General features: G+C 53.8%; 28 protein-coding genes. 14 read left to right on the forward strand and 14 right to left on the reverse strand.

The features are described from left to right. Window positions 1-79: 79 nt before the first annotated feature. On the forward strand, window positions 80-1,468 hold the full coding sequence (locus EV681_RS06115; protein ID WP_128395195.1) for an amidohydrolase: 1,389 nt from the start codon (window positions 80-82) through the stop codon (window positions 1,466-1,468). A gap of 282 nt (window positions 1,469-1,750) precedes the next feature. Here EV681_RS06115 and EV681_RS22485 read toward each other — a convergent pair whose 3' ends face one another. Beyond that, entirely contained in the window at window positions 1,751-1,924 is a 174-nt protein-coding gene (locus EV681_RS22485; RefSeq protein ID WP_165392958.1) for a hypothetical protein, read from the reverse strand. Between the two features lie 454 nt (window positions 1,925-2,378). Between EV681_RS22485 and EV681_RS06120 the strand changes: the two genes are divergently transcribed. Further along, window positions 2,379-3,017, forward strand: a complete 639-nt coding sequence (locus EV681_RS06120; RefSeq protein WP_423191198.1) for a Vat family streptogramin A O-acetyltransferase — start codon at window positions 2,379-2,381, stop codon at window positions 3,015-3,017. 138 nt (window positions 3,018-3,155) lie between these two features. Here EV681_RS06120 and EV681_RS06125 read toward each other — a convergent pair whose 3' ends face one another. Further along, window positions 3,156-3,368, reverse strand: coding sequence for a hypothetical protein (locus EV681_RS06125; protein WP_128395196.1), 213 nt, complete (start codon window positions 3,366-3,368; stop codon window positions 3,156-3,158). A gap of 267 nt (window positions 3,369-3,635) precedes the next feature. On the opposite strand from EV681_RS06125, the gene EV681_RS06130 reads away from it, so the two are divergent. Continuing rightward, window positions 3,636-4,526 (forward strand): DUF3829 domain-containing protein, encoded by an 891-nt coding sequence (locus EV681_RS06130; protein WP_165392959.1) that lies wholly within the window; start codon window positions 3,636-3,638, stop codon window positions 4,524-4,526. Window positions 4,527-4,693: 167 nt separating this feature from the next. On the opposite strand, the gene EV681_RS06135 is transcribed toward EV681_RS06130, so the two are convergent. Both EV681_RS06135 and EV681_RS06140 read right to left on the reverse strand, forming a co-directional pair. After that, a complete protein-coding gene (locus EV681_RS06135) occupies window positions 4,694-5,449 on the reverse strand; it encodes an SDR family oxidoreductase (protein ID WP_130303521.1) in 756 nt (251 codons plus the stop codon). A gap of 126 nt (window positions 5,450-5,575) precedes the next feature. After that, a complete protein-coding gene (locus EV681_RS06140) occupies window positions 5,576-6,493 on the reverse strand; it encodes a LysR family transcriptional regulator (RefSeq protein WP_130303522.1) in 918 nt (305 codons plus the stop codon). Window positions 6,494-6,624: 131 nt separating this feature from the next. Here EV681_RS06140 and EV681_RS06145 point away from each other — a divergent pair, with 131 nt between their 5' ends. Continuing rightward, a complete protein-coding gene (locus tag EV681_RS06145) occupies window positions 6,625-7,416 on the forward strand; it encodes an alpha/beta fold hydrolase (RefSeq protein WP_130303523.1) in 792 nt (263 codons plus the stop codon). Window positions 7,417-7,914: 498 nt separating this feature from the next. Continuing rightward, window positions 7,915-9,066: an asparaginase gene (locus tag EV681_RS06150; protein WP_130303524.1), complete on the forward strand. Its 1,152-nt coding sequence runs from the start codon at window positions 7,915-7,917 to the stop codon at window positions 9,064-9,066. Between the two features lie 232 nt (window positions 9,067-9,298). Here the strand turns inward: EV681_RS06150 and EV681_RS06155 are convergent, their stop codons facing one another. Together EV681_RS06155 and EV681_RS06160 are read right to left on the reverse strand one after the other, a co-directional pair. Further along, window positions 9,299-10,147, reverse strand: coding sequence for an SMP-30/gluconolactonase/LRE family protein (locus EV681_RS06155; protein ID WP_128395202.1), 849 nt, complete (start codon window positions 10,145-10,147; stop codon window positions 9,299-9,301). Beyond that, on the reverse strand, window positions 10,147-11,010 hold the full coding sequence (locus tag EV681_RS06160) for an SDR family NAD(P)-dependent oxidoreductase (protein ID WP_130303525.1): 864 nt from the start codon (window positions 11,008-11,010) through the stop codon (window positions 10,147-10,149). The genes EV681_RS06155 and EV681_RS06160 overlap by 1 nt, the downstream gene beginning before the upstream one ends. A 181-nt stretch (window positions 11,011-11,191) precedes the next feature. Here EV681_RS06160 and EV681_RS06165 point away from each other — a divergent pair, with 181 nt between their 5' ends. Together EV681_RS06165 and EV681_RS06170 are read left to right on the forward strand one after the other, a co-directional pair. Continuing rightward, complete coding sequence (locus EV681_RS06165; protein ID WP_128395549.1) at window positions 11,192-12,052, forward strand: LysR family transcriptional regulator; 861 nt, start codon at window positions 11,192-11,194, stop codon at window positions 12,050-12,052. Between the two features lie 223 nt (window positions 12,053-12,275). Beyond that, a complete protein-coding gene (locus EV681_RS06170; RefSeq protein WP_130303526.1) occupies window positions 12,276-12,953 on the forward strand; it encodes a class I SAM-dependent methyltransferase in 678 nt (225 codons plus the stop codon). A gap of 172 nt (window positions 12,954-13,125) precedes the next feature. Here EV681_RS06170 and EV681_RS06175 read toward each other — a convergent pair whose 3' ends face one another. Next, window positions 13,126-13,284, reverse strand: coding sequence for a DUF1328 domain-containing protein (locus EV681_RS06175; RefSeq protein WP_128395205.1), 159 nt, complete (start codon window positions 13,282-13,284; stop codon window positions 13,126-13,128). A 940-nt stretch (window positions 13,285-14,224) separates the two neighbouring features. On the opposite strand from EV681_RS06175, the gene EV681_RS06180 reads away from it, so the two are divergent. After that, window positions 14,225-16,072 carry a monovalent cation:proton antiporter-2 (CPA2) family protein gene (locus tag EV681_RS06180; protein WP_130303527.1) on the forward strand — a complete coding sequence of 616 codons (1,848 nt, stop codon included), beginning with the start codon at window positions 14,225-14,227 and terminating at the stop codon, window positions 16,070-16,072. Between the two features lie 106 nt (window positions 16,073-16,178). Further along, window positions 16,179-16,352 (forward strand): hypothetical protein, encoded by a 174-nt coding sequence (locus EV681_RS22490; RefSeq protein WP_165392960.1) that lies wholly within the window; start codon window positions 16,179-16,181, stop codon window positions 16,350-16,352. 142 nt (window positions 16,353-16,494) lie between these two features. Here EV681_RS22490 and EV681_RS06185 read toward each other — a convergent pair whose 3' ends face one another. Then, entirely contained in the window at window positions 16,495-16,809 is a 315-nt protein-coding gene (locus EV681_RS06185) for a DMT family transporter (RefSeq protein ID WP_130303528.1), read from the reverse strand. A 442-nt stretch (window positions 16,810-17,251) separates the two neighbouring features. Between EV681_RS06185 and EV681_RS06190 the strand changes: the two genes are divergently transcribed. After that, on the forward strand, window positions 17,252-17,545 hold the full coding sequence (locus tag EV681_RS06190) for a hypothetical protein (protein WP_130303529.1): 294 nt from the start codon (window positions 17,252-17,254) through the stop codon (window positions 17,543-17,545). A gap of 199 nt (window positions 17,546-17,744) precedes the next feature. Here the strand turns inward: EV681_RS06190 and EV681_RS06195 are convergent, their stop codons facing one another. The 3 genes from EV681_RS06195 to EV681_RS06205 all read right to left on the reverse strand — a co-directional run bounded on the left by EV681_RS06195 (window position 17,745) and on the right by EV681_RS06205 (window position 19,451). Continuing rightward, window positions 17,745-18,617: a hypothetical protein gene (locus tag EV681_RS06195; protein WP_128395209.1), complete on the reverse strand. Its 873-nt coding sequence runs from the start codon at window positions 18,615-18,617 to the stop codon at window positions 17,745-17,747. A gap of 127 nt (window positions 18,618-18,744) precedes the next feature. Next, a complete protein-coding gene (locus EV681_RS06200; RefSeq protein ID WP_128395210.1) occupies window positions 18,745-19,269 on the reverse strand; it encodes an N-acetyltransferase in 525 nt (174 codons plus the stop codon). After that, the gene (locus EV681_RS06205) at window positions 19,266-19,451 is read right to left on the reverse strand and encodes a hypothetical protein (RefSeq protein ID WP_128395211.1); all 186 of its coding nucleotides are present in this window, start codon (window positions 19,449-19,451) and stop codon (window positions 19,266-19,268) included. Before EV681_RS06205 ends, EV681_RS06200 begins: the two co-directional genes overlap by 4 nt. A gap of 809 nt (window positions 19,452-20,260) precedes the next feature. Here EV681_RS06205 and EV681_RS06210 point away from each other — a divergent pair. Beyond that, entirely contained in the window at window positions 20,261-20,554 is a 294-nt protein-coding gene (locus tag EV681_RS06210; protein WP_130303530.1) for a hypothetical protein, read from the forward strand. 63 nt (window positions 20,555-20,617) lie between these two features. Here EV681_RS06210 and EV681_RS06215 read toward each other — a convergent pair whose 3' ends face one another. The 3 genes from EV681_RS06215 to EV681_RS06225 all read right to left on the reverse strand — a co-directional run bounded on the left by EV681_RS06215 (window position 20,618) and on the right by EV681_RS06225 (window position 22,953). Then, the gene (locus tag EV681_RS06215; protein ID WP_128395213.1) at window positions 20,618-21,259 is read right to left on the reverse strand and encodes a homoserine/threonine efflux transporter; all 642 of its coding nucleotides are present in this window, start codon (window positions 21,257-21,259) and stop codon (window positions 20,618-20,620) included. 270 nt (window positions 21,260-21,529) lie between these two features. Further along, entirely contained in the window at window positions 21,530-22,210 is a 681-nt protein-coding gene (locus EV681_RS06220; RefSeq protein ID WP_242612152.1) for an alpha/beta fold hydrolase, read from the reverse strand. Window positions 22,211-22,578: 368 nt separating this feature from the next. After that, window positions 22,579-22,953: a hypothetical protein gene (locus EV681_RS06225; RefSeq protein ID WP_130303532.1), complete on the reverse strand. Its 375-nt coding sequence runs from the start codon at window positions 22,951-22,953 to the stop codon at window positions 22,579-22,581. Here EV681_RS06225 and EV681_RS22765 point away from each other — a divergent pair. The 3 genes from EV681_RS22765 to EV681_RS06235 all read left to right on the forward strand — a co-directional run bounded on the left by EV681_RS22765 (window position 22,952) and on the right by EV681_RS06235 (window position 26,159). Next, complete coding sequence (locus EV681_RS22765) at window positions 22,952-23,083, forward strand: hypothetical protein (protein WP_278044076.1); 132 nt, start codon at window positions 22,952-22,954, stop codon at window positions 23,081-23,083. The genes EV681_RS06225 and EV681_RS22765 overlap by 2 nt on opposite strands. Before the next feature lie 304 nt (window positions 23,084-23,387). Beyond that, window positions 23,388-24,392 carry a Bug family tripartite tricarboxylate transporter substrate binding protein gene (locus EV681_RS06230; protein ID WP_130303533.1) on the forward strand — a complete coding sequence of 335 codons (1,005 nt, stop codon included), beginning with the start codon at window positions 23,388-23,390 and terminating at the stop codon, window positions 24,390-24,392. A gap of 21 nt (window positions 24,393-24,413) precedes the next feature. Beyond that, window positions 24,414-26,159 (forward strand): IlvD/Edd family dehydratase, encoded by a 1,746-nt coding sequence (locus EV681_RS06235; protein ID WP_130303534.1) that lies wholly within the window; start codon window positions 24,414-24,416, stop codon window positions 26,157-26,159. The last annotated feature ends 20 nt before the right edge of the window (window positions 26,160-26,179 follow it).

The following is a 26,179-nucleotide window of genomic DNA, read 5'->3' on the forward strand; positions in this document are numbered from 1 at the left end:
CGCTGCCCTGGGTGATAATATTTGCACTAATACAATCAACAACAAACGTTTTTAGTCGCAAATAGAAAGAGGAGTACTCATGAATATATCGTCAACGAAAAAGTACAAACAGCTTCGCCTGAGCATTGCCGCCGCATTGTGTCTTGGCTCCCCGTTATTGCCAGGCGCGGCCGCCGCCGTGGCCGCTGGCTCGGACGCCCAGAAAGTGGCGCCGCCTTCGGCCCTGAGCGCGAAGATAGATAGCAAGGCCAGGGAAATTGAAAGCAAGTTGATTGCGTGGCGCCGTGATATTCATGAACATCCGGAACTGGGTAACCAGGAAAAGCGTACAGCCAAGCTGGTCGCAGACCATCTGCGCAGCCTGGGCATGGATGTCAAAACAGGCGTTGCCGTCACTGGTGTGGTGGGTGTGCTAAAAGGAGGCAAGCCGGGACCGGTGGTGGCCCTGCGCGCCGATATGGATGCCTTGCCTGTGAAGGAGCAGGTTGACGTACCGTTTGCTTCCAAGGCCACCGGCACTTTCCTGGGCAAGCCGGTCGATGTCATGCATGCCTGCGGTCACGATACGCATACGGCCATGCTGATGGCCACTGCAGAAGTATTGGCCAGCATGAAGGACGAGCTGCCTGGCACGGTCAAGTTTATTTTTCAGCCGGCTGAAGAAACCCCGGCCGATTTTGAGCCTGATGGCACCAATACCTGGGGCGCCAAACAAATGATCGCTGAAGGCGTGATGGACAATCCCAAAGTGGACGCTGTTTTTGGTTTGCATGTGTCCAGTTCTTATGAGGCAGGAAAATTGTATTGGCGCAGCGGTCCCGCCATGGCGGCCGCCGATCAGTTCTGGGTTGATGTCAAGGGCAGGCAGACGCATGGCGCGCGGCCCTGGCAGGGCGTGGACCCGATTGTAGTGGGTTCGCAAATTGTCATGGGACTGCAAACCATTATCAGTCGCCAGTCCAATCTTGCACTGGAGCCGGCGGTCATTACGGTAGGAACGTTTCACGCCGGCAATCGGATGAATATTGTTCCAGAGGACGCCGCCATGACGGGTACCGTGCGCACGTATGATGAAGGAATGAAAAAAGACATTCACCAGCGGATTAAACATACTGCCGAATCGATCGCCACCAGCGCCAATGCCAGCGCCAAGGTCAAGGTTGTGGAACTGTATAACGCCGTGGTTAATCCTCCTGAATTTACCGAAAAAATGGGGCCCACTTTGCGTCGGGTTGCTGGCGAGGGCAATTATGATCTGCAGCCCAAATCCAGCGCGTCGGAAGATTTCTCGTTTTATCAGCAGAAAGCGCCGGGCATGTTCTTCTACCTTGGCGTCACGCCCAAAGGCAAGGACCTGAGCAAGGCCGCCCCGAATCACTCGCCGCATTTCTATGTGGATGAGTCGGCCATGATTACTGGCGTGCGCGCCATGTCGAATCTTGCCGTGGATTTTCTGAGCATGAAGTAATACCTGGGCGTTGCCCGGGAGTACTCGTGCCCGGTTTCTGCTTGTTGACGGCGCAACTTTCTGGAACCAGGTGTTACCCGGTTCCAGATAAAAAGGGTTTGGCGCGTGGTTTGAGGGAGTCGCAATGTTGGATGCTGCCGATTCCGGGTTTGACAGCCGAGCCGCCCACGTATTGATTTTCATGGCTCGGTTAGTTTGTAAGCCAGAAGGCACGGGCCTGTTGCTGAAACGAGCGCCGCTGTCGCAAGGCAGCGCCGTTGCGACATTTCACCCTTCTGCAATTTACAGGTGATTCAAGAATGCCTCTTTGGGGCAGAATACGCCAAGAATGCCGGTAATCGGTATAGGCGGAATGACTTTAGGAAATGCTGGCTGCGCTGGCCATACGCCAGGCTGCTGCGCTTGCGAGTTTGCTAGCGTCAATAGCAAAGCCAATGCAGCAAAGATGCGTTTCATAATGATCTCCAATCGTATTGGCTAAGATCATTCTATGAAAATGTCCTATCGGAAATCAATTAGCGTTTGCGCTATTCGCGTAAAACCTATCAGTGTTTGCGATAGTGCTGTTTCTTTTCATCAGGGCTTGCTGGCGCCGGTCCTTAATATCTGCCAAACCCCATTTCTAGGATCACTTTCAATTGCGTCACTTGTCAATAACCACAGGTTATCGCGCCGCTTGACCTGCGTCGGTACAGTCTGTTCTGGAGCATTGATAACCATACGGTTATCGAAAAAGTGCCAGTAGAACAGGGAGTAGAACAGGGCGAAAAAAAGAGCAGGGCGCGTTCATAAGCAGTCTTCACAAGACGAACTGAACGTCCAAACTAGCATGCTACCATTCGGAAGCGGGCTTTAAATTTGATTGGCGGATCGAATGATCCATATTCTTTTATCGTTCAATGATGAGGCAATGATGCACGGACCAGACCCGAAAAACCAACATCCAATGGATGGCTTTGCTCAAGTGTGTTTTATCAAGAATACGGTGAAAAATCCGAACATTATCGTTGGCGACTACACCTATTACGATGATCCAGATGGCTCGGAAAATTTCGAGCGCAATGTGCTGTATCACTATCCATTTATCGGAGATAAGCTGATCATTGGCAAGTTCTGTGCGATCGCACGTGGTGCCAGATTCATTATGAATGGTGCAAATCATAAGCTATCGGGCATCTCTACGTATCCGTTTCAGATCTTCGGCAATGGTTGGGAGTGCGTTATGCCGACGTTAAACGAGCTTCCCTACAAGGGGGATACTGTAATCGGCAATGACGTCTGGATAGGTTATGACGCGCTGATCATGCCCGGCGTGAATATCGGCAATGGCGCCATCGTGTCAGCAAGCGCGGTTGTTGTCGCCGATGTGCCTGCCTATACGATTGTCGGCGGCAATCCGGGCAAACCGATCAAGCAACGTTACCGGCCTGACGAGATCGCCGTGCTGCAGGCCGTCGCCTGGTGGGACTGGCCTGCAGAAAAAATAACACGTCATTTATCGATCATCACATCGGGCGACATAGCGGCGTTGCGCGCATGCTCGGTCTAGCCCCGGCGACAGGCAACTGCCGGACGCACGTTGCCGGAAAAAAATAAAGCCCGCCAATGAGATACGCCCCAAGATTTTGACCAGCGTCCAAATTTTCGGGGCGGTTTGCCAGACGGGTTTTTAAACGTACATTACTGCTTAGCAGCGGCCTTTTTTGGCTTGGCCAGGAGAACAGGAGCGGCTGCGATGATAGGAACGGTTGCTTTTGTACTTTTTATGATGATCGTACTTGCGTTCGTATTTCGGTCCCTTGTGCCGATAACCATCGCGATATCCCGAGTGGCGGTCATGCACCACGCAGCCCGAGAGAAAGATCATCAGCATCCCGACAACGACTAGCATTTTTTTCATTTGTAATCCCCTAGTGTATTTACTTTGCCCACATGATAGTAGATGACAGGTGTCATTGTCTGTTGCCTCTTGTAAGGTAAGTTTCAGCTGAGTACAGAAATTGAGTCGTATGGCACTTGATGATTTTTGCATTGCTAGCGGAAAACAAACTGGCTTTCACTTGTAAATAGTTGCCTGATTGGTAGCTTGATTCATTCAGTCAGCGCTATGCCAGTTTCGGTCGGTTATAATCCTGCAGCTTTTTTTATAAAAATTTCCAGGATCATAATGAAAATTCAAAAAGGTGCTTTGGCGGTTGCTTTAATCTCATGTCTGGTATTGGCCGGATGCAATGAAAAGGCAGGTTCGAATACAGCCTCGACACAGGAGTCTAGTGTTCAGGCTGACAATAGCCTTAACAACTACATTGCGATGAATAACGACCTGATGGGGCTCTCCGGCCTGCAAGCCTCTTACGAGGCGTATGTCAGATTAAATATTCCAAAGGCAAAACCATCCCAGAGCCTTGGCTATCCGTCTGCAACGTTCAAGTATACGTTCTCGCAGTACGCAGAAGCCATCAAAGGTAAACGCAGTCGCCCGGCGCTTGATCAAGCCGCCGATGATCTGATGAAAAAACTGGAAGCAGTAAAAAGTGATACCGCCGTGTTCGAGCAGTACTACGAATCAGCTTCGTATAAAACAGACGCCCTGAAAAAGGGCAAAGAAGCAGACGCTCAAATCAGACAGCATTTTGAAGATGCCCTCGCCAGTTATTCCGCGTTTGCCAAGGAGTTGGATGTTGTTTACCAGCAAGCCAAACTAAAGGAGCTCGAGGTACTTAAGCAGTCCGGCAACAACTATCAATACCGCAAAGCCTACTCAATGCATCTTGCCGAACAACTGGTTAGTGTCTTTGACAGCCAGGAGGATCTGACCAATGCGGATAAGCTGAAGCAGGCCGACAAGATTGCAGACCAGCTTGGGCAGGAGCTGTCCGAATTCAATGCTGAATATCAGAAAATCAAAGACAAGAATCCACAAGTGTCATCGGATTCAACCCTCATGAGTTTGAACAGTTGCATCAAATATTACAGAAGCTTCAAGGAAAGCAAGAGCCAGTATGATTTTAAATTCATGATCGATGGCTACAACAACGCTGTCCGGGCAAACCGCTAGTAACCCACGCAGTTTGGCTATCTGCATCTAACCAGCCGTCATGGCTGGTTTTTTGTTTGCAGTAAACTTCAATTGCTCGCTTAAACCGCAGCGTGTCCCGTCGCACCGTCTCGTCTCACGCCGCGTTACAGCACATCGGGCATGGTGTGCAGCACAGATCGGCCCGCTCAAGTGAGCCTGACCGACATGCCGCCGTCTACAATCATCGGGCTGCCGGTCATAAAGCTCGATCTGTCCGAAAGCAGAAACAGGGCTGCCTGGGCTATTTCCTTGGCGTCTGCCATTCGCTTCATCGGATGCAGGCTCGCGATGAACGCCAGGACATCCGGATTGCCTTCTCCGCCTGCGGGTGTGATTGTGCCGCCAGGTAGCAGCGCATTGGCGCGGATGCCATCTGCAGCATGGTCCGAGGCCAGCGACTGCACCAGCCCGAGCAGCCCCGCCTTGGATGCCGCATAGGCCCCCATTCCCGGCATGCCACCATTGCTGAAGCCGACAAAAGAGGATGTGAAGACGATCGAGCCGCTGCCGTTTTTGCTCATGGCCGGTATCTGCGATTTGGCCGCCAGGAAGGCAGCGGTCAAATTGACGGAGATGACATCGTTCCAGTTGCGCATGGTCATGGTCGGCACCGGCCCCATGTCTCCGACGATACCAGCATTATTGAATGCGCCATCCAATCGACCGAATTCCTTGATCGCCAGATCTGTCAGGGCATCGGCATAACCTTCATCCGTGACGTCGCCAGCCAGATAAACGGCTTTGCCAATGCCTTCAATGGTCCTGGTCAACGCGTCCAGTTCCGCACCCCGGCGTGCGCCCAGCACCACATTGGCGCCTTCAGCCGCAAACAGGGCCGCTGCCGCTACGCCGATTCCGCTGCTTGCTCCTGTGATGATGATTGATTTGTTTTTCAGTTCCATGCTGTCCTGCTCCTGTGTTGGTTTGGAGCCTGAACTATCTCATGGCAATGAAATGGCGCGCTATCCGTTTCTTGCACGGAAACTGGCCTGGCGTTCTTGTTGTTTGCTCGATTCTGGCCGACAGGTTCAACGCGGACCGATCTGGCCATGCAGCAAGGCGGGCGCATCGGCCAACAGCGTGTCGATGGCGATACGTGTTTTGGCAGCCAGGAACCGGGTCTGCGGCCACACGATATGTATTTCAGTTGGCAATAGCCGCAGTTCGGGCAAAACGGCGGTCAATTGCCGGCTGCGTATGAACTGCGCCAGTTGCCAGTCGGGCAGCCAGGCCAAACCCACGCCGGCGATGGCTGCGTCGGTCAGGGAATGCAAATCGTCCAGCCTTAAGCGAATATCAACCGTGAGGCCTTGCGTGTTGGCAAAAAGCGTTTGCCAGACCAGATCCTGTCCTGCACGATGGTACGCAATGGCGCGATGCCCATTGAGCGCCACCACGCTTTCGGGGGCGCCGTAGCGGGCCAGATAAGCGGGCGAGGCGCACAGTGCCTGATGTTGTTGTCCAAGCGGTCGCGCCACCAGGCTGCTGCTGTCGGCCAGGGGGCCAACCCGCACGGCAAGATCCAGCCCATCTTCAATCAGATCGGCAACCCGGTCGCTGTAAATCATCTCGATTTGCAAGTCGGGATAGCGCTCAATCAGCTTAGTCAATACTGGTGTGATGCAGTGTCGGCCAATCAGTTTGGGAGCGCTGATGCGCAATACGCCTTGCGGCTGTAAGCGACCGCTATTGAGTTCTGCATCCGCCGCGTCCAGCTCTGCCAGCGCGCGCAGGCAGCGCTCGTAATAGACTTGTCCTTCTGTGGTCAGTTTTTGCTTGCGGCTGGTGCGTTGAAACAGCAATACGCCCAGACGCTGTTCCAGTCTGGCAATGGTCTTGCCTACAGCCGAACGGGTGAGGTTCATACGCTCTGCAGCCAGCGAGAAGCTGCCGGCTTCGACGGCACGAACAAAAGTGGTAATGCCGTTCAGACGATCGTTGTTCATGGTCAAGATGGTTTCCTCTCAGGCTACACAGCAGGGAATAAAGGGCGCCCAGCCCGATTCGATAATCTTATACGATTTCTGTGTCGCACGTAATCCGCAAAATTTATCTCTCTTACCAATAAGGAATGACCATGAATGCACTTTCTTTTATTACTTTGGGTGATGGTACCCGTCTTGCGTACCGCTTTGACGGCCAGGCAGACAAACCAGTATTGATGCTGTCCAATTCTATCGGCACCACCATGGCGATGTGGGATCAACAAATCGCCAGTCTGTCAGAAAATTTTTATATTCTGCGTTATGACGCAAGGGGGCATGGCGCTTCCGATGCACCGGCCGGTGCCTATTCGCTGGATCGCCTGGGACGCGATGTGGTCGAGTTGCTGGATGCATTGCATCTGGATCGCGTGCATTTTCTGGGGCTTTCGCTTGGTGGTTTTGTCGGACAATGGTTGGGCATATACGCAAGGCAACGGCTAAAAAAATTGATTCTGGCCAATACGTCTGGTTATTTGGGGCCATCGCCGCAATGGGATGAACGCATCCGGCAGTTGCAGATCTCACCAGATATGGCGGCGGTTGCAGAAGGCTTTTTGGGCAGTTGGTTTTCTGCCGAATTCATGAAGCAGGCGCCAGAGACAGTTGAAATATTTCGTGCAATGTTGATGACAACGCGGCCGCAAGGATTGGCCGGCAGTTTTGCCGCAGTGCGAGATGCCGATTTGCGCCGCACAGCAGCGCTGATCAATTTGCCGGTATTGATTATTGCGGGACAATACGACACGGTGACAGCTTTATCGCACAGTGAGGCCTTGGCCGCCTTGTTGCCGCAGGCTCAACTCAAAGTGTTGCCGGTGGTGCATCTGTCCAATATTGAGCGTCCGTCGGAATTTGTGCAGTGGGTCAGTGAATTCTTGCGATAGTGATCACAGCAGATGGGTTTGCCCGTCTGCTGTGATGTCTCAGGACGTGGCTTTTCAGGCCGATCGTAGTCTTGTGCTGTTTGAAATAAAGCATGGAATATCACGCGGCTCAAATAAATAGAACGATTCAAATAGAACGATGGGAGCGAAAATAAATAGGGTATTTTGCCGGCATTGCAACCCATTAAGAAGCAGCGAAGGGCGTTTCGGTTTATATTTGAAGCCGAACGCACAACGGCAAGAGTACCGCATAAGCAGCGAGGGCAAGGCAAAGCAGCGGGGCACAACAGGCGCTAGCCGATGGCCGCTAAAAAAATCCTTCCCTATTTACGTATATTGCATTCGTCGTGGCAGTCTGTCAGGAAACCATGGCATCTGCTGGTTTTTGTCGATGATGCTCGAAGGCGATGCGATGGTCCGGCACTTTTGATGTTATCGATATTTCATACAGAAGTTCAAACAGCAATTCAAACAGCAATTATAGGCAAGGAGACACCTATGAATATTCACCCCCGCAACTGGCGGCCATCGGCCCTCATTTCTTGCAAAGCGGCATTGGCAACTGCAGCCATTGTTTTTTCTACATTGCTCGCACCGCTGCCGGCAATCGCCGCCGAGCCCGCAGGCAGCGCGGGTGCTGCCTCGTCCGAGCCAGCTGGCAATAAACCCCGCATCATTATTCTTGCTACCGGGGGCACCATTTCCGGCGCTGCTGATGCACGGTCAGCCATTGGCTATAATTCGGGCGAAGTATCGGGCCAGCAGTTGGTCCAGGGCGTGCCTGGCATTGAAAAACTGGCAACGGTCAAGTCTGAGCAGATTTCCAATATTGGCTCGCAGGACATGAACGATAAAGTATGGTTTTCGCTGGCCAATCGCATCACGCAGATTTTTGAGGGCAATGAAGCCGACGCTGTGGTCATTACCCACGGCACCGATACGATGGAGGAAACCGCCTTCTTCCTGCACAATGTGCTGGATTCGGCAAAACCGGTGGTGCTGGTCGGTTCCATGCGTCCGGGTGGTGCGCTCAGCGCGGATGGCCCGCGCAATCTGTACGAAGCGGTCGAGGTTGCAGCAAGCACTCAAGCCAGGGCGCGTGGCGTGATGGTCGTGATGAATGATACGATTCACGCACCACGCTGGGTCACCAAAACGAACGTCACGTCGGTCCAGTCATTTCAATCTCTGAATGCAGGTCCGTTGGGCTATGTGGATCCCGCCTCGGTGCGCTTTCTTGCGCCAGCCGGCCAGGCCGCTCAAGCACCTTATGCCTTGCCCAAGGGCGACCAGTTGCCGCGCGTGCAAATCATTTATGCGCATAGCAATATGGATGCCTCGCAGATTGATCATGCTATAGAGAGCAATGCCAAGGGGATTGTGATTGCCGGTGTGGGTGATGGTAATGTATCCAAGCCGGCCATGGAGGCCATGTTGCGGGCAGTGCAAAAGGGCATTGTGGTCGTGCGTGCAACGCGCGTGCCTTCCGGATTTGTGAATCGCAATGTAGAGGTGGACGATGACAAAAGTGGTTTTGTCGTCGCCTATGACCTGAATCCGCAAAAGGCTCGGGTATTAACCCAGCTTTTGATCGCCAACGGGGTGACGGCAGCGGACAAAGTGCAGCAGGCATTCGCCGCCATGTATTGACAACAGGTACGACCAGATAGCATCTGTATGCCAGCCCGCCGTGTTCATTACATCAGTACGAATTCACGCTCATCCGCCACATATAATGCGGATGAGCAAAACGGCAGGCAACGATGATTGTTGTATTTAAAAAAATGCAATTCGAGAGTGGCCATTTCTGCAGGTCTGGCTTTCCAATTAGCAAAAGCGCAAAAGCCAGTGACTGCGCAGTCGTGTCGTTGACCGGACTCTGTCAAGTCAGTACAACGTGACGATAGTCGACTTTCAACAGAGATCCTGAGGCGGGCGCCTGTTCCAATTGTTCCATCGATAAACCCAGTCGAGCCGATGTGACAAACAGTTGCCGATGGCTATCGTCAAAGGCGCAGCTTGTGGGACGCGGCACGGGAAGTTTAATCATCTGAACAATGTCTGCGGCTGGCGATATGCGTGCAATGGCCGAACCATCAAAGAGCACACTGAGCAAGAACCCTTCGTGGTCAAGGATCAGGCCATCCGGTTTGCCCAGATCCGGGCTTATGGTAACGAACACGCGTCGATTGTTAATTTGACCTGAGACTGGATCCAGTTGATAGGCATAGATGATCCCGGTCCGGGAGTCGGTGACATAGAGTGTCTTTCCGTCGCCACTAAAGGCGAGGCCATTGACCAATGTAAAACCTGAGTCGATGATGTGCCATACACCATCAGGGTCCAGACGGTAAAGGTACCCGGACCCTTCTTGCAATGCTTCGTCCATCAGGCCTACCCACAGTCGCCCAAAAGGATCAAGACAAGCGTCGTTGAGGCGGTAGCCCGCCTGTGCATGGGGAGCTGTTGCGATTGTCAGCAACTGGCCGCGTCGGTTTCTTGTCACAATATGGCAGCCGATACCGAAGATGAAGTCGTTGGAGGCTGTTTCAATGACAAAACCAATTGGCCCAGCCATGATCTCTTCGATATTTTGACCTGTTGCGGGGTCGAACGTATTTAAAGAAGTACCTAGCGTATCGACCCATAGAAGACGCGCTCGGGAGCGACTCCAAAAGGGAGATTCTCCAAGGATTGCCTGGCTGGCGTGAGCAATAGAGACGGCAGTCATCAACGTGGCTCCTTATTTGCGATAGCAATCTTTGACCAATTGGCAGCAACTTCATTCATCGTTGTTGCGTGGATGGCCCGTAAATTCCTGGGATAATCCACGTGTGCAGCCTCCTGAGCCCGGGTGGCATGAAATTGACCGTTCGCTGCCCGCAATATCCAGCCTGTGTCAACGCAATTTGCGGATGCAAGGTAGGCCAGACCTGGCGCCACCTCACTCGGGCGCAGTTCATCGGGAGTTTCGTTTATTCCCCACATGCGCGTCTTGGCTACCGGAGAAATCGCATTAATGAAGATGCCATGTTGCTTTCCTTCGCAGGCAAGGACATTGACAAGCCCGACCGCAGCCAACTTGGCTGCCGCGTATGAGGCCAGCCCGTTCTGTGCATAGTGCGGGAAAAGCGCCCGGCAAGAGGTCGTGATTACGATACGCCCGTAGTTGGCAGCTTTGAAGACTGGCCATGCGGCCTGGCAGAGCCAGAGAGGCGCTTTGACCGTGACAGCCATCATACGGTCAAAGGAATTTTCCTGTATTGTCTCGATGCTTTCGTAGTCAACCCATCCTGCATTGTGAACCAGGGCATCCAGCCGCCCGTATATCTTCATGGCACGTGTGATCAGATCATGGCAGGCGTCACGCGAGTCGACGGCGCCGCAGATCGCTTCTGCCTTCAGCCCTTCCAGGCGAAGTTGTTCGGCAGCCAGTTGCGCTACCTGCGGGTCTTCGCCATCTCCGTGGGCATCTGTACCCAGGTCCTGAATAAGGACCTTCGCCCCCAGTTGTCCAATACATCTGGCATATGCGAGACCGAGTCCCCGACCCGCTCCGGTAATCAGTACCACCTGACCTTCAAAGTTCATCATTACGTCCTCCGCTTTTAACTGTACCTTTGCATAGAGTATGAGTACGGGCCTGTGATATAACAAATATTAAATATATGCTTCTGCGATATAATATTTGTATCGTGAATTACTTCGCGTGTTCCAAGGCTTTCAGAGAGGAAACATGGTCACAGATGGCAGAAGCCGTATCACCCTGCGAACAATGGAGCAATTCATTGCTGTCGCTGAAGAGCTTCATTTTCATCGTGCTGCACAACGATTAAATATGTCGCAGCCCCCACTTACCGGTGCGATCCGTAAGCTGGAAGACGATCTTGGTGTCATCCTGATTGAACGCGGTAATCGCGTATTAGGCCTGACGGCTGCGGGGAAAACGTTTCTTGATCAAGCACGAGAAACGCTCTGGCAGGCGGACCTGGCCGTCACGACTACGCAGGATGTGGCCGCCGGGCAAACGGGCATTGTGCGTCTGGGCTATGTAGGCAGCTCGCTGTATGGGCGCCTGCCCGGTGTCATTCGCCGGTTTCGGGCGCAGCATCCTAACGTTCGACTTGAGCTGCGCGAGGCGACCACCGCGTCGCAGGTTGCCGCGTTACGCAACGGTGCACTGGATTTGAGTGTATTGATTCCGCCCCTGGTGAGTGCCGACGATATAGAACTGACGCCGTTCGATACTGACCGATTATGCCTGGCGATTGCGAAAGACCATCCGCTGGGCCAGCGATCTGATCTGACGTTGGCCGAATTGGCGGATGAGTCATTCGTTCTTTGGCCCATGAATGAAGGGCGGGGCTTTCATTTGAAAGTCATACGTCTATGTGCGAACGCAGGCTTTATACCGAGAGTTGCACAGGAAGCCTATGGAATGCATGCGGTGCTTTCGCTGGTAGCCGTCGGCAGCGGCGTTTCCGTGGTTCCGCAAAGCATGAGTGGCTTTCGACAGGAACAAATCAACTATTGTCCACTATCAGGCAGTGAGGCCCAGTTCGATCTCATTTTGGGTTATCGTCATTTATCTCCTTCAGCACAGGCCTTTGTTTTTTCTTGCCGGCAAGAAAAATAAAGGCGATGCAGAGCCTTTTTCAGCTATCGGTCGTTGGGGAATACTGTTTGTAATCCGGAGTCATTGCTCTGTACACTGCGGGCAATTGATGCCTCTTTCGGTATAAATTATTTTCATCTGGCAAGAAGGCCGGAACTGCATTATTGAACACGGCACGTTCGTTTACTGTTGGTAAACCTGAATGCTTGTAGTATGAACGGAGTTGGACAAAAGGTGACAATAGATGGAAGCATTTTCAAAGCCCGATCTCGTAGCAAATTACGCCGCCAGAACAGAAAAAATGGTGCCCGGTCTGCACGACCTTTACACGATGGCAGCGGTCCTGCTCGCAGAGCGTGTGCCGGCCGATGCGCGCATTCTAGTGTTGGGGGCCGGAGGCGGGCTGGAGATAAGGGAATTTGCGCAACTGCATTCGGGCTGGCGTTTCGATGGCGTGGATCCGTCTGAACAGATGCTTGACCTGGCCCGGCAGACCCTTGGGCCACTGGCTTCTCGCGTTACTTTTCAGCAAGGCTATATCGACAGCATTGAACAAGCGGGCTTTGATGCCGCAACGTGCTTTTTGACCCTTCACTTTCTACAGCAGGCAGAGCGACTTGAAACCCTGCGGGCGCTTTTTTGCAGGCTCAAGCCCGGGGCGCCACTGGTTGTTGCCCATCACAGTCTGCCAGGTTCTGCATCCGATAAAGACCGCTGGCTGGATCGCAACGTGGCATTTGCAACGGCGTCAGGCCTGGTAATGCCACCGGGCGGCGCCAGGAAAAACCCCAGTAGGGACTTGCCGATTCTTTCGGTGGCTCAGGACACGGCATTGTTGCGCGAAGCCGGGTTTGTAGATGTGGACGTATTTTATGCCGGGTTCACTTTCAGGGGCTGGGTTGGCTATAAGCCCATGACATGATACCTGCTGCACCGCTGATGGTGCATTTGCGCTCGCCCATCCGTAACGGCCCGCGAACAGGGAATAAATGAGAATCCAGCCGCGCCGAATCAGTTGAGGGCCGATTCAGGCGCTGACTGCACGGCCTGCGCCAAGTTGTACGTCGTGTTGTTAACCTGTTAATGAGTATGAATTATTTGCCGCGACCGAAGAAAAATGAGCCGATGGCAAGGACCAGGAATACGACGAAAAGAATCTGTGCGATCGAAGAGGCCCCAGCGGCTATGCCACCAAATCCGAACACAGCTGCAATGATGGCGATAATAAAAAAGATGATTGCGTAATGAAGCATAATGTTTCTCCCTTCTGTTGCAAAGCGTTTTAATAAACACAATTTATCGTATCAACAAAAATGCGCGCAAAACACGCTTCGTTACATCCTCTTAATAAGGGTATGTATGTGTCATATCCGGGGCTTTTTGCAGATGAGCGTGCGTTGGCTGCCGTAGCGCGAGATTGGGCTAAGGCTGGCATTATTTGGCCGGAGGTGGAAATGCGCGTTGTTGGGCATTCATGCTTAATTACAATTTTTAGTGCTCAAAATCGGTGTTGACACACTTTTTTTACCGCGCCACCGATAACACTTCCCACTAGGGCGAAGCTGCAGTTAATACGGTAGTAGAAAATCCTCAAGCGACAGCAGCAGTTTTTGGGCACATTCCCAAGGCGACTTTGTCGGAAAATAACCGCAACGCCGTCCTTGCGCGTCAGATCGGGGTATGCATTTATGGCATTGCTGCTGTTCTGTACGGGCCGATATCCAGAAAACGTATTTAAATCAACGCGCTGGATATTTGTTTGCTTTTTTTAACCGCGCTTATTGCAGCTGTAATTGCTGGCACGACAGGGCTTGGCCAACTGTGATACCGCTTATGTGCCTTTTGTCTGTAGCAAAAAAAACGGCGCTACATATGGCGCATCGTCGGTGATACGAATTACACTGGCGTGGTGGTTTTCCGGGTGTATATCGTGCAGGTCAGGGTTGCAACCGTTGGTTTGCTAAACGTGAACAGGCGGATGGGCCGGACCATGTGATTATAACCACCCGTTATTTGTGGCAGACTATTTGCCGCAGGCGAGCGAATCTTCACGAGTCCGCAGCGCAACCGATCTTGCTTGCGGCGCATACAGACCAAGTTTTCCTCACAGCAGGGCAAGTGTGGTTGCGTTATTGGACCGCCAAGCGCACGGTACCTGTCCGTTTTGAATATACAGAAAAAGATGAGAATAGTATGAGTGCCGAAGCCCATTCAGTCAGTTTGTTGTCGCCGGTTGTGTTGCTTGCTGCCGCAGTGATTGCCGTTCCCATATTCAAGCGCATCGGCCTGGGGTCGGTATTGGGTTATCTGGTTGCCGGCCTGGCCATCGGGCCATTCGGCCTGGCTTTTTTTACCGATTCGGCGTCCATCCTGCAGATTGCTGAACTGGGTATTGTCATGTACCTGTTTGTTATCGGACTGGAGATGCGGCCGTCCCACCTGTGGGGGTTGCGTCGTGAAATATTTGGCCTGGGCACTTTGCAGATTGTCGCCTGCGCCCTGGGTCTGACTGGCGTAGGCCTACTTTTTGGCTTCAGTTGGCAGATCGCCTTTATCTCGGCGGCAGGATTCGTGCTGACTTCTACGGCCATTGTCATGCAGTTGCTGGGCGATCGGGGCGATATTGCGCAACCCAAGGGCCAGAAAATCGTTGCGATATTGTTGTTCGAGGATTTGCTGATCGTGCCGCTCCTGGCGATTGTGGCATTTATGGCCCCTAACCATATCGTTGAAAGCACCTCTGCCAGGCTACAGAATATCGGTATCGGACTGTTTGCGATCGCGGCGTTGATCGGCGCCGGGTATTGGCTGCTCAATCCGCTGTTCCGGGTGCTGGCCGCTGCCCGCGCCAGGGAAGTGATGACCGCGGCGGCTTTGCTGGTGGTGCTGGGAGCAGCCCTGTTGATGCAAGTGAGCGGCTTGTCCATGGCGATGGGGGCATTTCTGGCCGGAGTGCTCTTGTCCGAGTCCACCTTCCGCCATCAGATCGAGGCGGATATAGAACCATTCCGGGGTATTTTGCTGGGCCTGTTTTTTCTGGGCGTGGGGATGTCGCTAGATTTATCGGTTGTTGCGCAAAACTGGCCATTGGTGCTCGGCGGTGTGCTGGCGCTGATGTTCGTCAAGGCGCTGATGATCTATCTTGTGGCGCGTATCACGCGCAGTCCGCACCGCGAGGCGCTGGACCGTGCATTGCTGATGGCACAGGGGGGCGAATTTGCCTTCGTGTTGTTTGCCGCAGCCGCTGGTGCGCAAGTCATAGACAGCTCGGTCAAATCCAGCCTGACGGCCATCGTGGTACTGTCCATGGTGCTTACGCCGATCCTGGGGATTATATTTAATCGGTACACCAAAGCGGGCAAATTTGAGTCTCTGGATGACGTGAGTATCGCTGACGGGCTGACTGGCAATGTACTGATGATCGGTTTCGGTCGCTTCGGCCAGGTCACCAGTCAATTGCTGCTGGCACGGGGTGTCGATGTCACAATCATTGATACCGACATAGATATGATCCAGAATGCCGAGAAGTTCGGCTTCAAAATTTATTATGGCGATGGCTCTCGTCTGGACATATTGCATGCGTCGGGGGCGGCACAGGCACAGGCCATTGTCGTTTGCGTGGACAATAAAGAGACGACCAACAGAATTGTTGAGCTGGTAGCCAGCGCGTTTCCCTTGGCCAAAGTGCTGGTGCGCACGTATGATCGCGAGCACTCGCTGCATCTGATCAAAAAGAATGTGGATTATATGATGCGGGAAACGTTCGAATCGGCGATGGTATTTGGTGGCGCTATCTTGCAGCAACTGGGGGTCGACGAGGATCAAATCAGGGAAATCAGCCGTGAAATCCGCGAGCGTGACAATGAGCGCTTTGAAACGGAGGTGGCCGCCGACGATATCTATGCGGGCGCCGATTTGCAGTATTCGCATGCCCATCCGCGTCCCACCGCGCCGTTGCTTGTGCCTCGGAAAAGTGGCCAGATCCTGAACGACGATGGAGTGCATGAAGCAACGTCGACACCAGGGCAGGGTGGATCTTGAATCTGCCAGCAGACATTATGTCGGGCCGAAGCCGGCGCAGGTCTGTCGCCGCTGGTTTCTGCGGTATATTTGGCAGAATTTCACATTTTCAAACGGAGCAGTCAGCATGAGTGTAGTCAAATTCAACGAGTTTACGCTCAAAATCCGCAATGGCGCTACATTTCAAATTCGCGCCAATACCGGGAGCGAAGCCATCAAAAAACTGGTTAAAGCGCAAGGCTGCACACCCGACAATATCACGGTGGTCGATGTGCGGGAAGTAATCGTTAATCGTAAATAGACAAGGTGTACCGCACCCCATGGGCCATGTAGTGGGTGTGATGGGGGCCTGCGGGCAGGCTTGGGGTTTGAGCCCCATGCAAAAAAGGGTTTGGTCGGGGCCGCCGGGAGCCCGGCGAACCACAAATGACATAGTTAAAGAATTACGATGAAAGTTTCATCAGGACCAGCCCGCCAACAATAAGCGCAGCGGCAAGAATACGCATGGCACTCATGGGTTCATGCAGAAAGACAATGCCGACCACGAAGGCGCCTACAGCACCAATGCCTGTCCACACCGTATAAGCGGTACCCAGGGGAAGGGTGCGCATGGACCAGGACAATAACCCGAAACTGAGCACCATTGCGACCAGCGTTACCGAGGTAGCGCCCAGGCGTGTGAAGCCTTCTGATTGCTTCATGGAAAACGCCCAGACAATTTCCAGCAATCCGGCAATAAATAATAAAAACCAGGCCATTTGGGCCTCCTTTAAAAAGAACCGGGCCGTCCCGGATAAGGTCCCCAAATGGGTGAGGTCGTGGCCTCGAAGAAATTATATCTTTTTGTGCAACGGCGGGCAACCGGGCGGCTCGAATGCCGCAGCCTGATTGTCAATCTGTTGCTCGTCGCAGAAAAAGCAGATCAGTAAAATGAGGAAGATCAGTAAGATGAAGTGGGCCCGTAAGCTAAAGAAGACCAGCGAGCTAATGCAAACCTGTCAATAAACAGATCCGTCAAGCCAGCGGTGGCAAGAAAGATACTGCCCGACATTTTCGTCGGGAGTGACTGCAATCGATTGAAAGCAATTTGTTTATGCGAAAAGTGGCTTTGCAAGCGATTGAAAAAACTGGCCGTCTCGGTGGCTTCGTAAACTGCATTCTCGCTATTACACTTGAGATAATTCAAATGTGGAGCTACCTATGAAAAGCATGTTTACTTTGCTGCTTGCCGGCGTGCTGGCTTTTCCGATCATGGCAATGGCTGATGACGATGATGACGACGATGATTATCGCGATCGCTATCACCAGCGGGAATATAAGGAGAAATATCGGGATGGTCCCTGTAAGGTAGAGCGCGAATACAAGAAAAATGGCGACTACGAAGAGAAAAGAAAATGCCGGGGGGACCGCTACAGGGATAATTATTATTCCGAGGCGCCTGTTGTGCCGGGCGGCGATTTAGACGGCATTGTTCGCCTGCTGCAAAACCTGTAGAGTTGGCTTGCCGATACGGCTCGTAGCGTCGGGCCGCGATCGCCGTATGCCGTTAATTAATGCAATTGTGACGCTTGCGCGATGCGGCCGGTTAACTGGCGCAGGGTTCGAGGACTTGGCCGTCGTTGGCATGCAGGTTATGGGGCGCCGACCTTGCACATGGCACCTGTACACCGTGCTTGCGTGACCAGAGAAGGTCTTAAGCATATTGCGGCTCGGTCCAATGGCCGCTTTGCAATTGCTCGGGTCGGTGTGCGGCGCAAACAATTGCATTGTCGGGCCAGAATTCACGCATTACCCGCGTTCCCGCAAATACGCCGTACCCACTGCCGCAACGAACGTCGGCTGCCGCAACAATACTTTCACCGGCCATGATCGAACCTTTTGCCGTGATGTTGCCCCCGCCCTGAATGCCCCAATCAGCCTTGATATGCATGCCGCTGCTTATCTCACCCTTGGCAATGATGCCTTCTGCTGCAGTCAGGTTATTTTCAACTGAAATATCGCCACCGGCGCGCACACTTTTTTTGCAGTCCAGTGCGTCGGCGCAAATAATATCCTGACCGGCAACAATGATGCCGCCAACCTCAATGGAGCTTGCGCAGTCTAACGACCAACCGGCCCGGGCATCGCCATCGCATTGAAATTTGCCGGCCACATCGATACCCCATCCTACGCGAACGGACCCTTCCACAACAATCGTGCCGCCACAACTCAGGTTTCCCTCGATCACCAGATCTCCCTGGATGTGAATATCGCCGCCAACCCGCACGCTGCCATGAACATGCAGGGCACCGGCCACACGCAATACCGTGTCGCTATGCAAATTTCCCGCAATATCCAAATCCCTCGCGGCAACCACAGCGTCACTGTCCAGGCTGTCGATCGCCTGTTTGTCCCTGACTGAACCGAACTGATCGACCAGCCAGCATGCATCAGTGACTCGCCCTTCGGCAAGAAGCGTATCGATCAGATACTGGTAGTCGGCACCCTCTGGGGTGTGCTTTAAAAACCAGCGGAAGCCGCTGGAGCACGGGTGCTTAGACCGTATGGTTTTCTTGCTCAGATCCATTTTTACTCCCATGGATAAATTACTGCAATAAGTCAGTGTGAGCACAGTCGGGTTGCGGCATAGGCATCACACGGTTACCGGACAGGCGGCGTTGAAGATCGTCACCTGCCAGCAATGATTTTTTTGATTAAGGCGCGCACAGCTGCAGTCGGACATCCAGATCGTGGAACCGGTTGTCGCGCTCTGAAATTTTTAGCGGTTCAATGGTTTCGGGGGTGATCTTGACCACGTCGAATCGCATGCGTCGGCCCAGAGACTTCCATAAGGCATAGGCCGCTCTTGATTGACGAGCGCCACTGACCAGAACGAAACCATCGGACAGCACTTTGGTATACAGGGCCGAGGCTATACCGCGTCCCTGATAGGGCGCGGCATAGCGAGAATGCACGCTGCGTACGGTGCAGTGCAACTGGCGCGATCCTTCGGGAAGAATATCGAAAACGGAATAACCCGCCAGAAGCCCCGTGCCGGTATCAATGGCGTACACGCGCTGTTCGCGGGCGATCTTGCGAACACGGAACTCAATGTCGGGAAATTGCATATCCATGACCGGCAGATCGCCCAGCGCATGTCGACCCCGTGCCATCCTTGCCTGCAGATTGGCCAGTTCCTGCTCGATTTGCTCATTGCTTATGCTGACGTCGAATCTCATGACATCACTTCCGGTGCGAGCGAATGTTGGGCGGGCATATGCGTCGGGTTGCCGGCATCAACGACGATTTGCGTCGTATGCAGAATCAGCACGTCGGCGTGTTCGGCGAAGGATTGCCAATAGTCAACGGTGCGCAGCGCATTGTGCGGTTCCGGTCGGGCAAGGTGATTGTGCAGTTCCATTTCCACTCCCATTGCCGATTACCCGCAAGATATTGCGATATAAACGGCAGAGAATCGTATTTACAGGACCCTGGCCAGACAGATGTGCTTTTGGGCGCCTGTGTGCAGGCGCGTTCATGGTTTGTCTGGTATGGGGACGTTTCCGGCTTGTTAGCCGCTACGCCGTGCGAGAGGAATCTGGGACAAGAGTGATGGCCGTGATTTCCTGACGCACGGCCAAGAAAAGTACGGCGAACCACCTTAGGAATTGGGGGGTCAGACGAAAGGCTGGAGGAACGTTTGCACGAATGCGGCCCGGCAGCATGCCTCGGGTGTAAACCCGATGCGTACCAGACAGCGCGAAGGCAAGAGCGTTCATGAATATATAATGATTTTTTAGATGTCGCGATTATAGCATAAACGATATATTTTTCAAAAAATTCAAAGGCCTACGACTGTTTGTGCAGCAGTTTACCGCTGGCAGCGGGGCTGTTCGATGACGCATCTGAATATGATGGTTGCGAGCGTGCAAGCGTCGGTTTTGACCTCTGTAGCCGACGGTGACCCCAATGTCATAGCGTGGGAACCATCTGGTCATCGAGATTTTATGCAACAGGCGACAATAGCCATTGCAGCTCAAGCCTGAGCTCGCTTTGCAAGTCCTTGATCATTAAACGAAAGTGTACTCACTGCACACATACCAAGCATCATTGCTTAATATGGCAGAAGTATCGCAGGATCGCTGGGACAGCGCGAAATGAGCAGAACTGTCAAAGACATGAAAGCGCGCCGGGGAGGGTGTATAGTGGTGTATTTACCCGGAGCATGTCATGACATTCAGGGACTGGGCTGACGAGAAAGGCAACACACTGGCAAATCAGGATGACGAATGTGAAGTCCGTGCTGAATGGGCCAAGTTTTACGTGAAGAACGCGCAGGCGGGTTCGGTGCTGGTGTATGAATCAGCTTATGAAAAATTTGGCAGGCAGCAACTGGACAGCATGCTTGACGAGCAGTGGCACAAAGCGGGTCTGCAATGGGTGCAGATCACTGACAAGGGCGTGACCGAGACGCATAAAGATGCGCCCAATCGGCCCGGCAAAGGGCTTACCACTAAACACTGATTCACCTGGGGCAGATTATTCGCTACGCTGCGTTCAGCCCGAGGTGTTTGGCCCGTTCATTGATCAGTTGGGTTTGAATCCGCCGATAATCAACTTTACGCCGAATCCCATCAGCACCACGCCGACCAATTGTTCCAGATACGCCTGCACATGCATGTAGCCGCGCCGGACCAACGGACGGGAAAAGGCCATGGAAACCATCACGCGCCACAGCAGGGACGTCAGGCTAATGCCCACCCAGATGGCCAGCTTCGTAGGCCATTGTGTGGAAGGTGTGATCGTGACAGAGAAAATACTCACAAAAAACAGCGCGGTCTGGGCATTGGCCAGATCGGTAATCATCCCTCTGCGGAAATTCACGCTGGCGCTGGCGGCCGATGTTGGTGCTGCCGTATTGCCAATGACCGCTTTGGTGCGTCCCCGGGCCTGTCTGAACAGATTGAAGCCGTACCAGATCAGGTATGCGCCACCTAATATCTGAATACAGGCGAATACGGTGTGACTGGTGGCGATAATGGTTGCCATGCCCACCAAACCAAGTGCTGCGTAGATTGCATCGCCTGTCGCAACCCCGGCACCGGCAGCGATGCCGGCCGATTTGCCTTGGGACAGGCTGGTCTGCACGATCAGAAACAGATTGGGCCCCGGGCTCAGAAAGGTGAGGGCGAATAGCCCGATGGCTGTGAGTACGGCGTGGTAAGACATTTGACCAGTCCTTTGACAATACAGGTGTGCAAAAATCTACTATAACGCGATGCTGGCCCACAGCGGCGATTCCAAGTGTGATATTGCGCAGCGTTGGTAAAAAAGCCGCAGCATCGGCTCGCGCAAGGCACCCGCGCGGCAGGCAATTTGGCGATGGCCGGGCAAAACCATGAAGTCACGTTCACTGCTGTCGTGTCGTGTAGTCGTATGGTGCGGGCAAGAGAACAGGCGCCCCGGGGACAGAAGGCTCAGCGGTTAAACGACATACCTTTATTTATCGATTTCAGAGATAAACGCGGCGATAAGCGCCAGCGTTCGTACTTCGTCTTCCCGATAGGGTACGTGGCCGATGCCGTTCAGAATCTCAACTCGTCCGTCGCCTGCGGCGATAACATGGGCGTGCTCGATCGAACCGTATGGGTCACTGTCGCCATGGACCGCCAGTTTTGGACACCGGATTTGCGCCAGCTCACTGCGAACATGCCATTGTGAAAATTCCCGCGATAACCAGGTATCGGTCCAGGCATCTACAACCCAGCGACTTTTGTCTCCGTGATATTTATCCAGCCTGGACAAATTCTCCGGTTTTGCGAAATCCAGTTTGGCCTGGCGTATCCCGTTGAGTGTGAGTTCCTCGACAAACACCTGCGCGCCCATGGTAATGAGCGCCTTGCAGGCATCCGGAAATTGCGCAGCTGCCTGCACTGCCATGGCGCCGCCGACACTGTGGCCACAAGCAATAAAGCGGTCGATATCAAATGCTGCAAATACTTGCGGCATGATCTGCGTGGCTTCCTGGGCGATAAAATCAGCCGTTAATGTGCCCGGATGGGGGTCGGAGCGGCCAAATCCCAGACGGTCATAGGCAATCACCGGGTGCCTGGTGGCTAGTGCCAGTTTTTGCGGAAAATCGCGCCAAAGAGGAATGCAACCCAGAGAATCGTGTAACAAAATAATTGGCGTTTGGCGGTCTGCGCCTGTTGGCGGCAGCGACCACGATTGGGCATGTAAACGACCTTGGCTGGTCTGAATTTGGTGGGTATCCGTTATTGTTGTGTGCGTTTGTGTCATTGCTGCAGTCGGAATTCATGTCAATAATAGGGCGATCTGGCAGGACGGCTTGGCCAGGTTGACCGGTGTTGATAGCATGTTGGAGCATTATAGTGCCTGCACCTGTTTTTTGACTTCAGGTGGCGCGATCGTCCATGATTGGGTGGCAGCGGACAATGCAGGGGTAAAAACGCCTTGATGCAGCGCAGCAGCTAACGGGAACCGGCCACTGGTAGCGCCGGTCTGTCATTGTCGGCGAGACAGTGCTTTTACGGTGGCCTGTGCCAGATTTCCCATGCCAGCACAATTCCGACTGTCAGCACGGTTAGCAAAAAGGCATGGAAAATTTGATCGGCCAGCGTTTGCGGTCCTATGCCAATGGCGATCGTGAATGCGCCAACCAGCGTTCCCACCAGCCCAATACCCTGTGTCCACAGCGCTACCTGCGGTGTTTGCCCAGGGCGGACTATGCAGAACACCACCCCCACAGCCAGTATGGTACCAATGACGGCTTCGGCTGTTGCTGCACGCAAATGCATATACCCACCCAGGACAACGCCAGCATGGAGCAGCGATGCCGCGTAAAAGAGACCCGCCTCCACGAGCAACATCAGCATCAGCGCTGTTCTTGTGCACATAAACATGAATAAGGCACTCCTGGTCTGGTTTGCCGCGGTCCGTTCACAACTGGGTGTACCGCGGGTGCCGCGTCCAAGCCAGTTGCGGGCAGCCAGCCCTTTGATGGTGGCGGCTGGGACGCTGGCTATACCATAATACCGGCATCCGCTGGCGGTCAATCAGGGGTTTTCCGGTAGCGCCTGCACAAGCGATTGATGTGCAATTTTTATAGATAAAACAAAAAAATTTTTGGTTTTCGCAGGCTTTTCATTTGTCATACTGCACATTGCTCTATGCCAGGGACAGCTGGCCAGGCAAATTGGCCAAAGTGCCCCTTTTACAGCGGCGCCCGGCGCCTTGATGGTGAAACCTTGTCGGCATCCCATGCAGGGCAGATGACAAGGGCACGCAAGTTCACAAAAAGCACAAGTAACCCATACCAATAATCGGGAGACAAGATATGTTCATGACCAGATTTCATCGCAGGGCAGCCAGTGTGGCGACCTGTCTGCTGCTTGGCAGCCCGTTGACGCTCGCACCGTTTGCTGGCGCTCATGCCGAAACGTATCCCGATCAGCCGATCCGGCTGATCATTCCATATCCGCCGGGTGGCGCGACCGATGTGATCGGGCGCATTGTGGGGAAAAATCTGGGTGACCAGATCGGCGGTCAGGTGGTGATTGAAAACCGAGGTGGCGCCGGCGGCAATATCGGCGCGGCCGAAGTTGCCAAAGCCCGACCGGATGGCTATACCCTGCTAATGGGGGCACTCACCTCGCATTCTGTGATGTCCATACTGGAAAAAGGCAAGTTGACCTATGATCTGCAAAAAGATCTGACCCCTGTTGGTGTAGTGGGTTCGGTGCCGCTGGTTGCGGTGGCCAATCCGTCCTTGAAGGTATCGACTTTGCCCGAGCTGGCAGAGAACGCCAAAAAGAACCCCGGCAAGCTCAATTTTGCGTCCTCCGGAGCCGGTGCGCCGCAACGCATGGCCATGGAATTGTTCAAGCAGATCGCAGGCGTCAATATTGTGCACGTCGCCTATCGCGGCAGCGGTCCGGCCATGACTGACCTGGTTGGCGGGCAGGTTGAGGTCATGACTGAAACTGTACCGGCAGCCATCAGCTTTATCAAATCGGGACAGCTGCGGCCACTGGCTGTGCTGACGCCCGAGCGCATATCCATGTTGCCTGATATTCCCACCGCCAAGGAACAAGGTTATGACAATTACAATGTAAGCTCCCTGTTTGGCGTCATGGCGCCGGCCGGTACGCCCAAGGCGGTCCTGGATAAGGTGAACGCAGCACTGACTACGGCACTGGCCAAGGATGAAGTCAAGAAACAATTACTGGAGCAAGGGGTGTATGCCGATCCCCTGAGTATCCACGCTTCGGCAGAGCGCCTGAAGGCAGAAATTGCCCTGTGGGACAAAGTTATCAAAGACGGCAATATCACCACCCGCTAATCACACTTGAGGTAAAGCAACATGTCCAGACGCAACCAGTCGGATGACCAACCCGAAGCAACAGGATTGAAAAAAGGCCTGACCAGTTACGGCGACAATGGTTTTTCTCTGTTCCTGAGAAAAGCGTTTATCAAGGGCGCCGGGTACTCGGATTCGGCGCTGACCCGTCCGGTTGTAGGCATTGCCAACACCGGCAGCGCCTACAACCCCTGCCATGGCAATATGCCCCAACTGCTCGAAGCGGTCAAACGGGGCATCATGCTGGCCGGTGGCTTGCCGCTGGACTTTCCCACGATCTCCATTCATGAGAGCTTTTCATATCCGACCAGCATGTACCTGCGCAATCTCATGTCGATGGACACCGAAGAGATGATTCGGGCCCAGCCGATGGACGCGATTGTCCTGATTGGCGGATGTGATAAGACAGTACCGGCCCAGTTGATGGGCGCTGCCTCTGCAGGCATTCCTGCGATTGAGCTGGTCACCGGTTCCATGCTCACCGGTTCGCACCGTTCCGAAAGAGTGGGCGCCTGTACTGACTGCCGCCGCTACTGGGGTAAATATCGAGCACAGGAGATTGACGACCAGGAAATTGCAGATGTGAATAACCAACTGGTGGCCAGCGTGGGCACCTGTTCGGTCATGGGGACCGCCAGCACCATGGCGTGTTTGAGCGAGGCGCTGGGCATGAGTCTGCCAGGCGGAGCGAGTCCGCCGGCGGTGACGGCAGATCGCATGCGCATTGCCGAGCTGACCGGGGCACAGGCCGTTCAGATGGCGCACGATAAGCTGACGATCGATAAAATCCTGACGCCCGATGCTTTTGAAAATGCCATGCGGGTGTTGTTGGCCATCGGGGGCTCCACCAACGGCATTGTGCATCTGGCCGCCATTGCAGGACGGGTTGGCCTGGATATCGACCTGCAGGCGCTGGATCGCATGGGCAAAGATACGCCGGTGCTGCTCGATCTGAAGCCCTCGGGCCAGCACTATATGGAAGATTTTCACAAGGCCGGGGGCATGGCGACGCTGCTGCGTGAACTCAAGCCCCTGCTCAAGCTTGATGCCCTGACTGTCACCGGGCGCACCCTGGGTGAAGAAATTGAACGCGCCGGTCCCGGGTTTGCGCAGACAGTGGTAAAAAGCGCCGCCGATCCGATTTATCCGCAAGGCGGGATTGCGGTTTTGCAAGGCAATCTCGCCCCGGGCGGTGCCATTATCAAGCAGTCTTCGGCTGATGCCGGTTTGATGGAACACGAAGGGCGAGCGGTGGTGTTCGAAGACGCGGCGGATCTGGCGTTGCGCATTGATTCGGACGAACTGGATGTGACGGCCGATGATATTCTGGTACTTAAAAACATCGGCCCGAAGGGCGCACCGGGCATGCCAGAGGCCGGTTACATTCCCATTCCCCGCAAACTGGCGATCCAGGGGGTCAAGGATATTGTGCGCATCTCCGACGGGCGCATGAGTGGCACCGCCTTCGGTACGATCGTGTTGCATGTCACACCGGAGTCAGCGATAGGCGGACCGCTGGCCTATGTACAAAATGGCGACAGAATCCGCCTGAGCGTGAGCCGGCGCGAGATCTCCCTGCTGGTATCCGAGCAGGAGCTGGCATTGCGTCGCGAGCGTACGCCGGTGGTCGTGCCAAGCGCCGAGCGCGGGTATAAAAAGCTGTTTCTGGATACGGTAACGCAGGCAGACAAAGGTGTGGATTTCGATTTTCTGCGGGCCCCCCAGACCAAAGGCACCGTGCCGCGCTAATTTTACGGCGCGGGCAGGTC

Source organism: Advenella incenata (assembly GCF_004217095.1).
Taxonomy (GTDB): domain Bacteria; phylum Pseudomonadota; class Gammaproteobacteria; order Burkholderiales; family Burkholderiaceae_B; genus Advenella; species Advenella incenata.

Coding starts and splice junctions, on each gene's coding strand:
- EV681_RS06185 (WP_130303528.1), bottom strand. CDS start 16,809: ATGGCCTGGTTTTTATTATTTATTGCCGGATTGCTGGAAATTGTCTGG.
- EV681_RS06140 (WP_130303522.1), bottom strand. CDS start 6,493: ATGAACAACGATCGTCTGAACGGCATTACCACTTTTGTTCGTGCCGTC.
- EV681_RS06235 (WP_130303534.1), top strand. CDS start 24,414: ATGTCCAGACGCAACCAGTCGGATGACCAACCCGAAGCAACAGGATTG.
- EV681_RS06160 (WP_130303525.1), bottom strand. CDS start 11,010: ATGATGAACTTTGAAGGTCAGGTGGTACTGATTACCGGAGCGGGTCGG.
- EV681_RS06195 (WP_128395209.1), bottom strand. CDS start 18,617: ATGGATCTGAGCAAGAAAACCATACGGTCTAAGCACCCGTGCTCCAGC.
- EV681_RS06145 (WP_130303523.1), top strand. CDS start 6,625: ATGAATGCACTTTCTTTTATTACTTTGGGTGATGGTACCCGTCTTGCG.
- EV681_RS06205 (WP_128395211.1), bottom strand. CDS start 19,451: ATGGAACTGCACAATCACCTTGCCCGACCGGAACCGCACAATGCGCTG.
- EV681_RS06190 (WP_130303529.1), top strand. CDS start 17,252: ATGAAAAGCATGTTTACTTTGCTGCTTGCCGGCGTGCTGGCTTTTCCG.
- EV681_RS06215 (WP_128395213.1), bottom strand. CDS start 21,259: ATGTCTTACCACGCCGTACTCACAGCCATCGGGCTATTCGCCCTCACC.
- EV681_RS06165 (WP_128395549.1), top strand. CDS start 11,192: ATGGAGCAATTCATTGCTGTCGCTGAAGAGCTTCATTTTCATCGTGCT.
- EV681_RS22490 (WP_165392960.1), top strand. CDS start 16,179: ATGAGTGTAGTCAAATTCAACGAGTTTACGCTCAAAATCCGCAATGGC.
- EV681_RS06130 (WP_165392959.1), top strand. CDS start 3,636: ATGAAAATTCAAAAAGGTGCTTTGGCGGTTGCTTTAATCTCATGTCTG.
- EV681_RS06150 (WP_130303524.1), top strand. CDS start 7,915: ATGAATATTCACCCCCGCAACTGGCGGCCATCGGCCCTCATTTCTTGC.
- EV681_RS06230 (WP_130303533.1), top strand. CDS start 23,388: ATGTTCATGACCAGATTTCATCGCAGGGCAGCCAGTGTGGCGACCTGT.
- EV681_RS06170 (WP_130303526.1), top strand. CDS start 12,276: ATGGAAGCATTTTCAAAGCCCGATCTCGTAGCAAATTACGCCGCCAGA.
- EV681_RS22765 (WP_278044076.1), top strand. CDS start 22,952: ATGAATAAGGCACTCCTGGTCTGGTTTGCCGCGGTCCGTTCACAACTG.
- EV681_RS06225 (WP_130303532.1), bottom strand. CDS start 22,953: ATGTTTATGTGCACAAGAACAGCGCTGATGCTGATGTTGCTCGTGGAG.
- EV681_RS06200 (WP_128395210.1), bottom strand. CDS start 19,269: ATGAGATTCGACGTCAGCATAAGCAATGAGCAAATCGAGCAGGAACTG.
- EV681_RS06155 (WP_128395202.1), bottom strand. CDS start 10,147: ATGACTGCCGTCTCTATTGCTCACGCCAGCCAGGCAATCCTTGGAGAA.
- EV681_RS06120 (WP_423191198.1), top strand. CDS start 2,379: ATGATGCACGGACCAGACCCGAAAAACCAACATCCAATGGATGGCTTT.
- EV681_RS06175 (WP_128395205.1), bottom strand. CDS start 13,284: ATGCTTCATTACGCAATCATCTTTTTTATTATCGCCATCATTGCAGCT.
- EV681_RS06180 (WP_130303527.1), top strand. CDS start 14,225: ATGAGTGCCGAAGCCCATTCAGTCAGTTTGTTGTCGCCGGTTGTGTTG.
- EV681_RS06115 (WP_128395195.1), top strand. CDS start 80: ATGAATATATCGTCAACGAAAAAGTACAAACAGCTTCGCCTGAGCATT.
- EV681_RS06135 (WP_130303521.1), bottom strand. CDS start 5,449: ATGGAACTGAAAAACAAATCAATCATCATCACAGGAGCAAGCAGCGGA.
- EV681_RS06210 (WP_130303530.1), top strand. CDS start 20,261: ATGACATTCAGGGACTGGGCTGACGAGAAAGGCAACACACTGGCAAAT.
- EV681_RS22485 (WP_165392958.1), bottom strand. CDS start 1,924: ATGAAACGCATCTTTGCTGCATTGGCTTTGCTATTGACGCTAGCAAAC.
- EV681_RS06125 (WP_128395196.1), bottom strand. CDS start 3,368: ATGAAAAAAATGCTAGTCGTTGTCGGGATGCTGATGATCTTTCTCTCG.